Consider the following 13821-nt stretch of genomic DNA (forward strand, 5'->3'; position numbering starts at 1 on the left):
GAAGAAGATTCAACTTCATTTTTCTTTCCAATATTCGGCATTTGCAAAGACAAAAAAATCCATCCCTAGGGATGGATTCTAGACTGTTAACGCACTTCTGCATTTACTTTTTCTTCGAGTGATGCTTGGATTTTTTCCATATAGCGTGCGACTTCTTCGTCTGTCAAGCTATCTTCTGGATTTTGGAAAGTCAAGCTATAGGCCATGGACTTCATACCAAGTCCTAGTTTTTCACCTGAGAAGACATCGAAAAGTTTGATGTCTGTCAAACGTTTCACGCCAGCGGCTTGAATAGCATCGACCACCTCTTGATGAGTCACTTCTGCTTTGAGGAGAAGGGCGATATCACGGCTGACTGCTGGGAATTTCGTAATTTCCACAAAGGCTGCTGCTGGTTGAAGGGCTGCCTCAATAGCTGAAAGGTTAAGCTCAGCTACATAAGTCTCTGGAATATCGTAAGCCTTAGCCGTAACAGGGTGCACTTGACCGAGGAATCCAAGAACTTGATCACCAAGTGAGATCAAAGCTGTACGTCCTGGGTGAAGACTCTTAATCTCTTGCGTTGCTGTATAGGTCGCTTCAAGACCCAAGCGAGCAAAGAGGGCTTCTAGGATTCCCTTAGCATAGAAGAAATCAACTGGAACCGCTGCTGTTTGGAAGTCTTTTTCAGCGACTAAACCTGTCAATGCAAAAGCAAAGCTGTTGATTTCATTTGGCAAGTCTTCTTTTGGATTACCTGTTTGTCCAAAGACTTTTCCAATCTCATAAAGAGCCAAGTCTTTGTTCTTACGCGCTACGTTATAAGCTACGGTATCCAAAATACCTGAAACCATATTTTGACGGAGGACTGAACGGTCCACAGTCATTGGCCACATGAGCTCTGTCAAATGACTTGGTTGAATGGTAAACTCAACCGCTTTTTCAGGAGTTGTCAGAGCGTAAGTAATGATTTCTGTCAATCCAGCACCTTCAGCAATGGTACGAACTTGACGGCGCAATTTTTGTGTAGCTGTTAATTCACCGGCTGTCCCATCATCTTTTGGAAGACTGGTTGGCAGGCGATCATAACCATAAATTCGAGCGATTTCTTCAAAGAGGTCCGCTTCGATAGTGATATCCCAACGGCGACGTGGAACGCTAACTGTGAAGGCTTCTGCATTTCCAGAAAGGCCAAATCCTAGACGACGGAAGACATCCTCTACATCCGCGTAGGAAAGCTCCGTACCAAGGACACGGTTAACGTCTGCAAGAGTGGAAGAAACTTCCACATCTGAAGTATCCAACTGGCCTGCTGAAACGATTCCCTTACGCACTGTCGCACCAGCCAATTCAGCAATCATGCTTGCTGCTGCATCAAGGGCTTCATTAACTGTTGCCACATTGATGCCTTTTTCAAAGCGTGAAGATGATTCAGAGCGTAGGTTGAGACGACCACTTGTCTTACGGATAGATTTGCCATTGAAGACAGCAGCTTCAAGGACGACACGAGTAGACTTTTCAAAGATTTCTGTAGCTTGTCCACCCATGACACCTGCAAGGGCTACTGGTTTGTCAGCAACAGTAATTACTAAATCAGTTGTTTCCAACTCACGCTCTTCCCCATCCAAGGTCACTAATTTCTCACCAGCACGTGCTTCACGCACACGGATGTCGTTTCCTTCAAAGGTATCCAAGTCAAAGGCATGCATAGGCTGACCAAAGTAAAGCAGGATATAGTTGGTCACGTCGACGACATTGTTAATAGGACGAATGCCTTCGTTCATGAGGAGGTTTTGCAACCATTGTGGACTTGGTGCGATGGTCACATTGTCCAAGATACGAGCTGCATAGTAAGGAGCCTTGTCTGTATCAATGCTGACAGAAAGAGCATCCGCTGCAACTTGGTCTGTTTCTGTTAAAGTAAATTCTTTAAAATTGACTGCCTTGTCATAGATAGCTGCTACTTCGTAAGCTACCCCACGCATAGAAAGAGCGTCTGCACGGTTTGGAGTGATGGAAAGCTCGATGATTTCATCATCCAAGTCTAGGTAAGAAAAGACTTCCTCACCTGGAACTGCATCATCTGGCAAGATTTGGATGCCATCTGCAAATTCTTTGGGCACAACGGAGTCAGAAATCCCTAATTCACCAAGTGAACAGATCATCCCTAGTGACTCTAAGCCCCGAATTTTTCCTTTTTTAATCTTGTAGTTGTCCGCAATGCGAGCTCCCGGAAGAGCCACCATAACCTTGATGCCTGCGCGCACATTTGGTGCACCACAGACGATTTGACGGGCTTCTTCTTCACCCACATTGACTTGGCAGACATGCAAGTGTGTTTCGGGCACATCTTCACAAGACAAGACTTCACCGACGACAATTTTTGAGAGACCAGCAGCAGGTGATTCCACACCTTCTACTTCGATCCCTGTAGTTGACATTTTTTCAGCCAACTCTTGTGATGGCACATCAATGTCCACCAATTCTTTTAACCATTTATAAGATACAAGCATAATTTAATTCTCCAGAATGACAGTTGTCACTCTAGTTTTTTTCCTTTCCTATCATTTCATTAGAAGAATCATCTTCTTACCTTAATTTCTTTTTCAGTAACCAATCCGTATCCACCTTTTGCCCAACCATAAAACGATGTTGGCTAAATTTTTCAAAACCATATCGATTATAAAATGCTTGAGCTTTTGTATTATGCTCCCAAACACCTAGCCAAACCCAGGAAAAACCATTTTTTTCGGCATGTTCCAGAGCGAATTCAAATAGTTGCTTACCAAGTCCAAATCCTTGGTATGTTTGTAGCACGTAGAGGCGTTGAATTTCAAAAGCGTTCTCTAATTCTCTCTCGGTTTGAGTATTTCCCCAGTTGACTTTGAGAAAACCAGCTATCTCCTCTTCATGCATAATGAAATAGGTTTCGGAGTCAGGATCTTCCAACTCAGTTGACAAAACTCTCAGATTATAAGCCTCTTCAAAGTATTCCTGTAACTGCTCTTCCGTATTATCATGAGCAAATGTTTCACGAAAGGTTTGTTTGGCAAGTTTTGCCAACACCTCAACATCTGCTATTTCCACTTTTCTAATCATTATTTAAACTGTTCTGAGAAGCGGACATCCCCTTGGTAGAATCCACGGATATCGTTGATTCCGTAACGAAGCATAGCGACACGCTCTTGACCAAGACCAAAGGCAAAGCCAGAGTAAACAGTCGCATCGATACCACTCATCTCAAGGACACGTGGGTGAACCATACCAGCACCCATAATCTCGATCCAACCAGTTTTCTTACATACGTTACAGCCGCCGCCTCCACATTTGAAGCATGAGACATCCACCTCAACAGAAGGCTCTGTGAACGGGAAGTAAGATGGGCGCAAACGGATTCGACGCTCTTCACCGAACATTTTTTGTACAATCAACTGGAGGGTTCCTTGAAGGTCAGCCATAGAGATGTTTTTCCCAACAACCAAACCTTCGATTTGGTGGAACTGGTGACTGTGGGTTGCATCGTCCGTATCACGACGGAATACACGCCCTGGTGAGATCATCTTCAAAGGACCTTTTGAGAAATCATGGGCATCCATAGCACGCGCCTGAACTGGAGACGTGTGAGTACGAAGCAAGATTTCTTCTGTGATATAGAAAGTGTCCTGCATATCACGAGCTGGGTGATCCTTTGGAAGGTTCATACGTTCAAAGTTATAGTAGTCTTGTTCAACTTCAAAACCATCCACTACTTGGTAACCCATCCCGATGAAGATGTCTTCAATTTCCTCACTGGTTTGTGTGAGGATGTGACGGTGACCAGTCGCAACTGGGCGACCTGGAAGCGTAACATCAATGCTCTCACTTGCTAGTTGAGCTTCCACTTTCTTTTCTTCCAAGAGCTTAGCTGATTCTTCAAAAGCAGCTGTCAAAACATCACGAGCTTCATTGACGTGTTTCCCGATAACAGGACGCATTTCTGCAGAAACATCTTTCATCCCTTTCAGGATTTCAGTAAGGGATCCTTTTTTACCAAGGACAGAGACGCGCAATTCTTGCAGCTCTTTTTCATTTTCAGCAGAAATCTGCTTTAAGCTAGCTAGCGTTTCTTCACGAAGCGCTTTTAATTGTTCTTCAATAGTTGACATAATTCCTCCATCAGTCGCTCGTAGATAAAAAGAAAACCACATGCCAAAAACTCCACTCGGAGCGTTGACACGCGGTACCATCCGTTTTCATCTGACAAGTCAGACCTTCATTTCTAAATCCATGCGCAAGTGAATTCACTCAACTTTCATATAGAGAGCTTGCAGTCACGGCTCTCCTCCCTGATATACTTCCCTTGAGTTACTAGTCTTGCAGATTCCTATTTAATTACTAAATATTTTATCAAATTTCAAGCATTCTTGCAAGATGTTTTGCGACTAATCAACATAGTCTCCACCTTCAAAGCCATAATACTCTTCCAGACTGAGGCCACTTGCAGAGATTTCTTTGGCTTCTTTGCCGACGTAGCGAAGGTGCCATTCCTCGGCCATATAACCCGTTTCCTTTTCCTTGCCTTTGAGGTAACGAACGACAAAGCCATAGTCAGCCGCATGGTCCAAAAGCCATTGGGCAGCCTTTTCTTCAGTGACTAAGTCTCCATTTGTTCCAATTAGGTCAAAGGCAAGGCCAGTTTGGTGTTCGCTGTAACCAGGTCTTGCAGAATAGCGGTCAGCCTCAGCCTTGCCATCTTTATCTACATAGTTTTGATAAAGCTGAGTTTGAGTTTCATAACTTCTAAAACCACTGTAGTTGTCGCTAATCGGGAATCCTGCTTGTTGCATAGCTGCAATGAGTTTCAACAGTTCTGCCTTAGCGGTAGGATTTTCTCCAGGATTGTAATCTTTGGACATTGGATAATGCTTATTAGCTACAACAATCTCATCGTACTTACCTTGAATGCTGTAGTGGTCTCCTTTGTTAACCACTTCTGCTTTCTTTTGACTAGCTTCCTGAGACTTACTTCCCGCGGTTCCTTCTTGGACAGTTTTTTCTTCCGTTGAAGTCTGAGTTTCTGAAGTTGCTGGCTTTTCTTGTGAACAAGCTGCCAATGTAAAGGCTAATAATCCTGATAAGATAAGGTATCTTTTTTTCATCTGTTATCCTTTCATTTATTCATCTGGTTTAAAGTCTCAGATAATCTTGCAATCAAGTCTTCTAATTTGCTTCCCTTGACTTGATATTCTTCAGAAACCATTTCTTCCCAAGGAACCCACCAGACTGGACCACGTCCATTTAGACCGTGCCCCTTCATATCACCAGCTCGTCTTGGAAAAATATGCCAGTGAACATGAGCGTCTCCATTTCCCAACAACTCTACATTCATCTTTTCAGCAGTAAAAGCCTTAGAGACAGCTTCCTGAACCAGGCTCATTTCCTCTAAAAAGCGGAATTTGACAGTTGGATGTAGATGATGCAATTCTGTGACATGTTCCTTGGCTAAGAATAGAGTGTAGCCTTCAAAATACTGGTGGTCTCCGATGACAACATAGCCAGTTTCTAATTCCTTGACAAAGTAGGGATTTTCCCCTGCCTTAATCAATTCAATTCGATCACAAATCAAGCACATCTTATTCCACCAAGTCACTCTTGAGATAAGCATCTACCATACGCTCAGTAGCCACTACAGAATCAATATGAGTACGCTCATAAGAATGACTAGACTCAATACCAGCTCCTAGAAGAGCGTGCTTAACCTCTGCTCCAGCTGACATCGCTGCAGAAGCATCCGAACCGTAAAATGGATAGATATCTAGTTTAAACGGAATGTCTTGCTCTTCAGCTAAAGCAACTAAATGTTGACGGAATTCATAGTGGTAAGGACCAGAAGCATCTTTGACACAGATAGACACTGTGTACTCGTCCGTCTGCTGGTCATCTCCCATCGCTCCCATATCCACAGCCAGATATTCGACAACTTGACTAGGGATACTTGAGTTAGCACCATGCCCAACTTCTTCAAAGACTGAAAAGGCAAAATGCGTAGTGACAGGAAGTTCAATCCCTTCTTCCTTATAGACTTTAAGGAGATTTAGAAGGATAGCTGCACTGACCTTATCATCCAAATGACGCGATTTGATAAAGCCTGTCTCAGTTACGACAGTTCGTGGGTCAAAGCTGATAAAGTCACCAACCTCAATACCAAGTGCGCGTGTTTCTTTTTCATTGGTCACTTTTTCATCCAAACGTACTTCCATATTGTCCTGCGTGCGTTCAGCAGTACCAGCGTCCTTATATACATGACAAGAAGTCTGGTGGATCAAAATGGTACCTGAAATAGTCTTACCTGTACTAGCCACATGAACTGTACAGTTTTCGCCTTCAATCATGTTCCAAGGATAACCACCGATACGATCCATTTTGAGACGACCGTCTGCTTTAACAGCACGAACGATAGCTCCTAAAGTATCCACATGGGCAGTCACATAGCGTTGTTGGTCGTCATTTTTACCTTTAATGGTAACATTCACTCCACCTTTGGCAGTACGGATTGGTTGATAACCTAGTTTTTCAAGAGTCTCAACCAGATAATTCGTAATTTCACGTGTAAAACCTGTTGGCGATGCGATAGCAGTTAGTTCTTTGATATATTCTACAGTTTGATTCATTTCTTCACCTCTTGCTACCATTATATCATTTTTTACATCTTAGTATGTGTGAAAATAGAAAACTAGGATAATTTGAATATAAAAGTATTTTATGGTATAATAAAAGCAGTTCTTAGGAAGAAAGGAAAAAATATGAATAAATTTTTCAAAATGGCGCTTCTCTTAGCTCTACCGCTGGCATTCTTGTTGGGATGTTCAAAACAGTCATCAACAACTTCTAACTCTTCATCAACTGAGTTAAAAACCACTGAGGCTGAAACAACTGAAAAGAAATCAGAGCTAAAAACTGTAACTTTTGTAAACGATTCTCAGCCTGGTGTCCAGTCAACATTGACCTATACAGTTGACGGTGATAACGTTGTGAAACAAACTGCTCAAAATGTCGCTGACCCCGAAGTCCTAAACAATACTGCAGATGATTTAAAAAATTTTGTCGAAGAAACCTACAAAGGATATAAGGGCCTCAAGGGGGTAACTTTATCTGTCGAGATTAAAGATGGTAAAGTCGTACAAGATCTTGAGATTGACCTTTCAGTTGCAAGCATTGACGAACTTAGAAAAGCTTTACCAGAAGAATACTCAGGTGTTGGGAAAAACGTTAGCTTTAAAGCCTCTAAGAAAATGTTAACAGACCTTGGTTATAAGGAAAAAACGAACTAAGAGTAATAGAAAAAAACTTGGCATAAGCCAAGATTTTTTTATTCCATTTCAAAAGCTTCACTCTTTTGCTTATTTGGAAGAACAAGAGATAGTAAGATTCCAACAATAGCTGGCACCAACCATGGCAAGGAAGCCTTAGCAAATGGTAGAGCATTCACAATGTTGGCAAGGAAGGTCACTTCAAATGAACTTCCCAAGACACTAGCTACGGCAATAGCTGTAACAAGACCCATCGTCAATTGCATGCCTGGTTTTGAAAGTGGTACAAATTTGTTCACAATCACAATCATAACAATCACAATGGTAATTGGATACAAGATAACTAGGACAGGGATAGAATATTTGATGATTGCATCAAGACCGAGGTTGGCAATTGCAAAACCAATCAAGGTAAAGACAGTCGCATAAACCTTATAGCTGAGTTGTGGGAAACGTCCGTTAAAGAATTCAGCAGTTGAAACAATCAAACCTACAGTCGTTGTGAAGCAAGTTACTGTTACCATGGCTGCTAGGAATAATTGAGCTGTTGAACCAAAGATTTCTTGGGTCGCTTGTGACAAGATATAAACCCCTGGAGTTCCACCCTTCATCGCTTCTTCTGTCATCGGGAAGTGATTTCCAAGGAAACCTAGGCCAATGTATAGAGCACTAAAGCCAAGCGATACGACAATTCCGACCACCCAAATGGTTGAGATGTACTCTTTTTTACTCGAAAATCCAAGTTGTTTCAAGGTTTCAACCGCGATTACACTAAAGGCAACAGATGCGAGAGCATCTAGAGTATTATATCCTTCAAGGAATCCTGCTCCAAATGCTGAAGCTTGATAAGCTGCTGTAGCTGCTTGTGGAGCATTTCCACCATATTTGAGGGCTCCAAGGATTACCAAGATGATAATCAAGAGGGCAAAAACTGGAGTCAAAACACGGCCGATACGATCCAAAATCTTTGAAGGATTAAGCGCGATTAAGAATGCTGCAACAAAGTAGATAAGGGTAAAGACAATCAAGCCTAGACCTTTGTCAGCATCTGCCAAGAGTGGACTAATCCCTACTGCATAAGAAGTTGTTGCAGTACGTGGAATAGCAAAGAATGGACCAATCGACAAGTACAAAACTGCTAGATAAATCGTTGCAAACCAAGGGGAAATCTTTGTAGAAATCTCATAGATATATCCCTTAGGATTTAAGGTCCCGATGATCAAGGTCAAGACGGCAAGTCCGACACCTGAAAGTACAAATCCTGCAATGGCAGGGAGAAAGTGTTCCCCAGATTGAGCACCTAGGGTAGGGGGAAAAATCAAATTACCCGCACCAAAAAATATTCCAAACAGGAGTAATCCTGTTAAAGCACCTTTTTTAGCCATAAACTCTCCTTATAAAAAATAAAATACTTTCTTAGTATAACATGATTAAAGGCTTGAAAAGGCTATCTCGGAATAATTTTAAAATGTTTTCAATTTTCTGATTTTTAGAGCAAATAAACTCCCTTTAAAACCTTTCTTATTTTCGGTCTTAAAGGGAGATTTTCTTATTCTAAGGCATCCATGCCACCTTGGACATTGATAACTTCATATCCTTGTTCTGCTAGAAATTGACAAGCGCGTGCTGAACGCATTCCTGATTTACAAATCACGTAGTAAAGATTATCCTTATCTAGTTGTTTATAAGTATCAGCTAATTGGCTGAGAGGAAAATTACGAGCACCTTCTAAATGAAGAGCCTCAAATTCCTCTACTTCTCTCACATCTAATACAGAAAGCGACTCTTTCTGGTATAGTTGGTAAAAATCATTAAAAGTAATTTCTTTCATTTTTCTTCTCCGAGAATTTTTTGAATTCTTTCTTTCAAGTCAGGCAAAACCTCTGCTTCAAACCAAGGATTCTTTTTCATCCAGATTTGGTTCCGAGGTGATGGGTGTACCAGAGGGAAATAATCTGGCAAGTAATCCTTGAAGCGATGCACGCGGTCCGTTACCTTTCCACTGACCTTTTCATGCAGATAGTAGGCTTGGGCATACTGACCAATCAAGAGTGTTAATTGAATATCTGGCAATTCCTTCAAGAGTTCTGGATGCCATTTTTCTGCAAAACCAGGTCTGGGCGGTAAGTCACCAGATTTCCCATGTCCTGGAAAATAGAAATCCATGGGCATGACAGCAAAGTAACCTGAATTATAAAAAGTATCCTCATCCACACCCAACCAGTCTCGCAAGCGGTCGCCACTTTTATCCTTCCAGTAAAGTCCTGCTTCTTGGGTTTTGAGACCAGGTGCCTGCCCAATGATATTGATACGAGCAGTTTTTGGAGCTGCAAAGAGAGGTTCAATTCCTTGCTCAGTATAGTGTTGATTTTGTGGATCAGCCATGATGGCTTGCTTGATTCTTTCGATTTGAGACATCTACTCTTCCTCCAAAAAGAAGTCTAAGCATAAAATCTCAGACTTCTATAGCATTATTTGATCAATTCATAGATAGCTTCAGCGTAGATGGCTGCTGCACGGAAGAGATCATCCAAGGCGATAAATTCGTTGGCTTGGTGCATGGTATCAATAGAGTCTGGGAACATAGCACCATAGGCTACACCACGTTCTAAGAGACGTCCGAAAGTTCCTCCACCGATGACTTGTTCATGCCCTTGAAGACCTGTTTGTTTTTCATACACGCTCAACAAGGTTTGTACAAGTGGATCTTCCATTGGAACATAGTGAGGTGTGTGACCATGTTCTGATAAGCTAACAGATATAACTGGCAAGGTTTCAAGAACTGACTTGATTTGCTCTGGACTTGTTCCTTTTGGATAACGGAAGTTAAGGGCAATGGTATTGTCAGCACTTGTTTCATCAAAGCGGAAGACACCAGCATTCATAGAAAGGGCACCCATCTTTTCATCCACATGAGCCACTTTCAAGTTTTTGCCTTCATGGTCATTTAAGAGAATCTTACCAGCAATGTCAAGGAAGTCTTTTGCAGGTCCTTCAAAGTCAAATTGGCTGAGGAAGAGAGCAAGGTAAGTCGCACCGTTGACACCTGAAGCAGGCATAGCACCGTGGGCAGATTTACCGATAATCGTAACTTTGTACTTACCATTCTCTTCTTGAATGTCTCCTCTAAGCTTGTGCTCTGCAACAAAGTCGTCTAGCTTAGCTTGCAAATCAGCCAAGTCCCCTGAAACAACTGCTGTTGCTGATTCTGGCACCATATTTTCACGCAAACCGCCTGTGAAACTGTGAAGACGAGCTGCACCCTTGTTTTCACCAGCAAAGTGGAGGTATTCTGTGATATTTCCTTTTTCACCATTAATAATAGGGAATTCAGCATCTGGAGAGAATCCAAAGTCTGGCTTTGCTAGTCCTACATGTTCAAAATAGTAGTCCATATCTGCCCAACCTGACTCTTCATCAGTTCCGACGATAAAGCGAACTTTCTTAGAAGTTGGAAGTCCCAATTCTTTGATGATTTTCAAACCATAGTAACAAGCCGTTGTAGGACCCTTGTCATCTGAAGCACCACGCGCATAGAGACGACCATCCTTGATGGTTGGAGTATAAGGATCAGTGTTCCATCCGCTACCTGCTGGCACCACGTCCATGTGGGCAAAGATTCCGAGAACTTCTTCCCCTTCACCAAACTCAAAATGTCCTGCATAGTTATCGACATTTTTTGTTGGGTAACCATCACGGTCTGCGATTTCAAGGAATTTCTCCAAAGCTTTTACCGGACCAGGTCCAAAAGGATGTTGCGCATCTGCCTTACTGTCATCACGTTCTGAGTTGATTTCCAAAAGGCTAAACAAGTCAGCCAAGAGGGCTTCTTTACGTTTTTCTACTTCTGCTGTAAAATCAATAACTGTCATTTTTACTTCCTATCTTTTTTCGATAATTTCATCTACTGGCAAGCGGTAGCTTGGTTCCAACTTCTCGTCTGTGTATCCTACTGTGATCAAAAGCTCTGGACGGAAGCGTTCTTCAACTTCCAAGACTTCATTGGCTTTTGATTTGTCAAAACCAAGGATAATGTTTGATCCGATTCCCTGGTCAGTCAATGCAAGGACTAAGTTCATCGCAACCAACCCTGCATTAAGGGCTAGGTAGTCACTGATTTGTTGTTCATTGTAACGCGCAAACTCTGCTGGAAGATTTTTCATAAAGTACTGAAGTTGTTCTTCTGAGAAGTTCTTTGCTCCACCAACACGGGCAATCTTACGAGCTCGTTTAGCTAGGTCAGTATCTGTAAATAAGGCTATGGTTACAGGGGCAGATGCTACTTGCTCAAAGTTTGAACCGTAAGCCAATTTTGCTAGTTCAGCATTTCTCTCGCGAACCACAACAAACTTCCAAGGCTGACTGTTGTGAGCACTCGGTGCCAAGGTTGCGATCTCAATAGCTGTTCGAACATCCTTGGGATCAACTGGTTTATCAATAAAATGCTTAGTCGCATGACGTTTTTTGTTTAATTCAAGAAATTTCATAAGCAAGTTCCTTTTCTAATTCTACTGCTTCCATTTTACCACATTTTGAAAGAGCTTGCATAGATTTTTCATAAGTAGAGACCTTTATCCCATCTCTTAACCAGGAATTACAAGCTTTTCGATTTAGTTGTAAGCCATAATAAAAACTTTCTGCACAAGAAAAAGTAGACGATTAGTCGCCTACTTTACTCATATTATTGCGCTGATACAATTTTACTTGCAGATTCAATCGCTTGTTTCATAGCATCACGTGCAGTCTTCAATTGTTGAAGGAAAACAGTACGTGCTTCTTCTGGCATTTCTGTATCATCAGAACCAGCGCTTGACAAGCCATCATTAAATGCCTTTCTTGAAGTTTCTAGTGAGTTAAGAGCGGGTTCCACTTGTTGTTTATAAGCATCTTTTTGAGCCTCAGGAACTTTGTCACCGATTTCTTCAACATATTTCTTATAGTTGTCAATCAACTTACCAAAAAGAGTTTTCATATCTCCAATTGTTTTAGCGTTGTCAATTTCTTCATCTGTTAGAAGAGTAACTTCAGATGTGTTTGTCTTTGAGTTATCTGTTTTTGATGAAGCTGATGTTTGTTCAGTCGTGCTTGAAACTTTACTTGCAGAATCAGAAGATTTATTTCCACAAGCTGCTAAAGTTGCAACTGATAAGAGCACAAGGCCAGCAGTAAGAAGTTTTTTCATGACTATCTCCTTTAAATAGTTTTATGATACCTATATTTTAAAATAAAATAATTTTATTGTCAAACATTTACCGAATTATTGAAGCTAAAAAGCTCATTGAGTTCACTATTTTTAAAATCTATATTAAGTCTATCGAAAATGTTCAAAAAATTATCCAAGACCGAGGTTTAGACTTGAACGTAGTCGACTTAGAAAGCAATGATAATCCAAATAACTACATTATCTTCTCAAGCGATCAAAAAGAATTTAAAGAACAATTCGACAAGGTTCTCAAAGAACTCTACCAAGATGGAACCCTTGAAAAACTCAGTAAAACCTATCTCGGTGCTTCTTACCTACCAGATGCATCAGAATTGAAATAAGAAATACTAAAAACGATTGGCTAGTCCAATCGTTTTTTTAGTATCTGTTAATTAAAGCAACTCTTACAAAAAATCAAAATAATTCTTCACATCCTCCACATAGCCATGCTTTTCAATTAAACTAGCTAACAAATCTCTATTATGGCCTTGATAGTTGTCCTCGCGTCGTAACTCTTCATACATTTCGATGAAAGGAAGGTCTTTAGTCTGAGCTAATTCTAGCTCCGTTTCATAGTCATAAACAACCTTACGGAATTGGATATTGACTAATTCACCATTTTCAACCTCAAGTAAGGCATACTGGGCACGGTGATTTTTCAGCCCTACCCAGTCAAAATAAGGCATACCAATCGAACCTGGATTGATGATTTGTTGACCTTGGCTACCATAACGAAGCAACTGCTTGTGAACATGACCATAGACGGCTACATCAGTAGTTTCATCAAGTAACTGGTCAAATTTTTCGGTATCATTTTCAACCAGCAAATCACCACCATAATTTTTCTCAGGTAAATTATGTGAAAGTGAGAAGCGCAAGCCTTCTACTTCTTTCTTGGCTACCATAGGTAGATTTCTCAACCAATCAATATGCTCTGGGTTTAGACGCTCCATCAGATACTGGGTCAATCGCATAAGCTGGATTTCTTGGGGATCCTCTAAACCATATTGCCCATCTAAAGCCTCTAACACACAATCATCCCAGTTGCCTCGAACAGATGCTGTAATGGGAAGGTCTTTCAAAAGAGCCACTAAGTCATTTGCTCCTGGTCCAGGAAGAAAAATATCTCCCAGAAGCCAATATTCAGTTGCTCCCAAATTTTTAGCGTCCTCAAGCACTCCAGCTAAGGCTGTCGTGTTGCCATGAATATCTGATAAAATTGCAATCTTATGGTTCATTTTCTGCTCTTTCTTTAGTGTATAGCTTTCAGTCTATCCAATTCACTCTTATAATTCTGTACTTTTCTTCATTATAGCATAAAATCGCTAGAAGATTTTATAATGGAAATAT

General features: G+C 41.2%; 14 protein-coding genes and 1 pseudogene. 2 read left to right on the forward strand and 13 right to left on the reverse strand.

The features are described 5' to 3' along the window. Positions 1-86: 86 nt before the first annotated feature. From pheT to I1J71_RS03975, 6 genes are all read right to left on the reverse strand, one after another. Positions 87-2492, reverse strand: a complete 2406-nt coding sequence (gene pheT, locus I1J71_RS03950; RefSeq protein ID WP_195183793.1) for a phenylalanine--tRNA ligase subunit beta — start codon at positions 2490-2492, stop codon at positions 87-89. A gap of 76 nt (positions 2493-2568) precedes the next feature. Beyond that, complete coding sequence (locus tag I1J71_RS03955) at positions 2569-3078, reverse strand: GNAT family N-acetyltransferase (protein ID WP_195183794.1); 510 nt, start codon at positions 3076-3078, stop codon at positions 2569-2571. After that, a complete protein-coding gene (pheS, locus tag I1J71_RS03960) occupies positions 3078-4124 on the reverse strand; it encodes a phenylalanine--tRNA ligase subunit alpha (protein WP_195183795.1) in 1047 nt (348 codons plus the stop codon). The genes I1J71_RS03955 and pheS overlap by 1 nt, the downstream gene beginning before the upstream one ends. A gap of 276 nt (positions 4125-4400) precedes the next feature. Continuing rightward, complete coding sequence (ldcB, locus tag I1J71_RS03965) at positions 4401-5117, reverse strand: LD-carboxypeptidase LdcB/DacB (protein WP_195183796.1); 717 nt, start codon at positions 5115-5117, stop codon at positions 4401-4403. A gap of 11 nt (positions 5118-5128) precedes the next feature. Further along, positions 5129-5590: an HIT family protein gene (locus tag I1J71_RS03970; protein ID WP_195183797.1), complete on the reverse strand. Its 462-nt coding sequence runs from the start codon at positions 5588-5590 to the stop codon at positions 5129-5131. Between the two features lies 1 nt (position 5591). After that, complete coding sequence (locus I1J71_RS03975; protein WP_195183798.1) at positions 5592-6629, reverse strand: M42 family metallopeptidase; 1038 nt, start codon at positions 6627-6629, stop codon at positions 5592-5594. A gap of 132 nt (positions 6630-6761) precedes the next feature. On the opposite strand from I1J71_RS03975, the gene I1J71_RS03980 reads away from it, so the two are divergent. Continuing rightward, a complete protein-coding gene (locus I1J71_RS03980) occupies positions 6762-7289 on the forward strand; it encodes a DUF1307 domain-containing protein (RefSeq protein WP_195183799.1) in 528 nt (175 codons plus the stop codon). 38 nt (positions 7290-7327) lie between these two features. Here the strand turns inward: I1J71_RS03980 and brnQ are convergent, their stop codons facing one another. The 6 genes from brnQ to I1J71_RS04010 form a co-directional block, all read right to left on the reverse strand. After that, entirely contained in the window at positions 7328-8653 is a 1326-nt protein-coding gene (gene brnQ, locus I1J71_RS03985) for a branched-chain amino acid transport system II carrier protein (RefSeq protein WP_195183800.1), read from the reverse strand. 164 nt (positions 8654-8817) lie between these two features. Then, positions 8818-9099 carry a rhodanese-like domain-containing protein gene (locus tag I1J71_RS03990; RefSeq protein ID WP_195183801.1) on the reverse strand — a complete coding sequence of 94 codons (282 nt, stop codon included), beginning with the start codon at positions 9097-9099 and terminating at the stop codon, positions 8818-8820. Continuing rightward, the gene (locus tag I1J71_RS03995) at positions 9096-9686 is read right to left on the reverse strand and encodes a uracil-DNA glycosylase family protein (RefSeq protein WP_195183802.1); all 591 of its coding nucleotides are present in this window, start codon (positions 9684-9686) and stop codon (positions 9096-9098) included. Before I1J71_RS03995 ends, I1J71_RS03990 begins: the two co-directional genes overlap by 4 nt. 53 nt (positions 9687-9739) lie before the next feature. Further along, the gene (gene pepV / locus I1J71_RS04000) at positions 9740-11140 is read right to left on the reverse strand and encodes a dipeptidase PepV (protein WP_195183803.1); all 1401 of its coding nucleotides are present in this window, start codon (positions 11138-11140) and stop codon (positions 9740-9742) included. Positions 11141-11149: 9 nt separating this feature from the next. Continuing rightward, a complete protein-coding gene (locus I1J71_RS04005; protein ID WP_195183804.1) occupies positions 11150-11755 on the reverse strand; it encodes a nitroreductase family protein in 606 nt (201 codons plus the stop codon). 194 nt (positions 11756-11949) lie between these two features. Then, on the reverse strand, positions 11950-12450 hold the full coding sequence (locus tag I1J71_RS04010; protein ID WP_195183805.1) for a hypothetical protein: 501 nt from the start codon (positions 12448-12450) through the stop codon (positions 11950-11952). A 137-nt stretch (positions 12451-12587) separates the two neighbouring features. Between I1J71_RS04010 and I1J71_RS04015 the strand changes: the two are divergent. Further along, positions 12588-12812, forward strand: a pseudogene (locus tag I1J71_RS04015) (amino acid ABC transporter substrate-binding protein); the annotation flags it as partial. Positions 12813-12875: 63 nt separating this feature from the next. Here I1J71_RS04015 and I1J71_RS04020 read toward each other — a convergent pair. Next, on the reverse strand, positions 12876-13709 hold the full coding sequence (locus tag I1J71_RS04020) for a metallophosphoesterase family protein (RefSeq protein WP_195183806.1): 834 nt from the start codon (positions 13707-13709) through the stop codon (positions 12876-12878). Positions 13710-13821: the final 112 nt, after the last annotated feature.

The sequence above is a fragment of the Streptococcus infantis genome, from assembly GCF_015546995.1.
GTDB lineage: Bacteria > Bacillota > Bacilli > Lactobacillales > Streptococcaceae > Streptococcus > Streptococcus infantis_J.

Excerpts from the sequence above, each read along its gene's own strand:
- pheT (WP_195183793.1), bottom strand. The coding sequence starts at position 2,492 with ATGCTTGTATCTTATAAATGGTTAAAAGAATTGGTGGACATTGATGTG.
- I1J71_RS03955 (WP_195183794.1), bottom strand. The coding sequence starts at position 3,078 with ATGATTAGAAAAGTGGAAATAGCAGATGTTGAGGTGTTGGCAAAACTT.
- pheS (WP_195183795.1), bottom strand. The coding sequence starts at position 4,124 with ATGTCAACTATTGAAGAACAATTAAAAGCGCTTCGTGAAGAAACGCTA.
- ldcB (WP_195183796.1), bottom strand. The coding sequence starts at position 5,117 with ATGAAAAAAAGATACCTTATCTTATCAGGATTATTAGCCTTTACATTG.
- I1J71_RS03970 (WP_195183797.1), bottom strand. The coding sequence starts at position 5,590 with ATGTGCTTGATTTGTGATCGAATTGAATTGATTAAGGCAGGGGAAAAT.
- I1J71_RS03975 (WP_195183798.1), bottom strand. The coding sequence starts at position 6,629 with ATGAATCAAACTGTAGAATATATCAAAGAACTAACTGCTATCGCATCG.
- I1J71_RS03980 (WP_195183799.1), top strand. The coding sequence starts at position 6,762 with ATGAATAAATTTTTCAAAATGGCGCTTCTCTTAGCTCTACCGCTGGCA.
- brnQ (WP_195183800.1), bottom strand. The coding sequence starts at position 8,653 with ATGGCTAAAAAAGGTGCTTTAACAGGATTACTCCTGTTTGGAATATTT.
- I1J71_RS03990 (WP_195183801.1), bottom strand. The coding sequence starts at position 9,099 with ATGAAAGAAATTACTTTTAATGATTTTTACCAACTATACCAGAAAGAG.
- I1J71_RS03995 (WP_195183802.1), bottom strand. The coding sequence starts at position 9,686 with ATGTCTCAAATCGAAAGAATCAAGCAAGCCATCATGGCTGATCCACAA.
- pepV (WP_195183803.1), bottom strand. The coding sequence starts at position 11,140 with ATGACAGTTATTGATTTTACAGCAGAAGTAGAAAAACGTAAAGAAGCC.
- I1J71_RS04005 (WP_195183804.1), bottom strand. The coding sequence starts at position 11,755 with ATGAAATTTCTTGAATTAAACAAAAAACGTCATGCGACTAAGCATTTT.
- I1J71_RS04010 (WP_195183805.1), bottom strand. The coding sequence starts at position 12,450 with ATGAAAAAACTTCTTACTGCTGGCCTTGTGCTCTTATCAGTTGCAACT.
- I1J71_RS04020 (WP_195183806.1), bottom strand. The coding sequence starts at position 13,709 with ATGAACCATAAGATTGCAATTTTATCAGATATTCATGGCAACACGACA.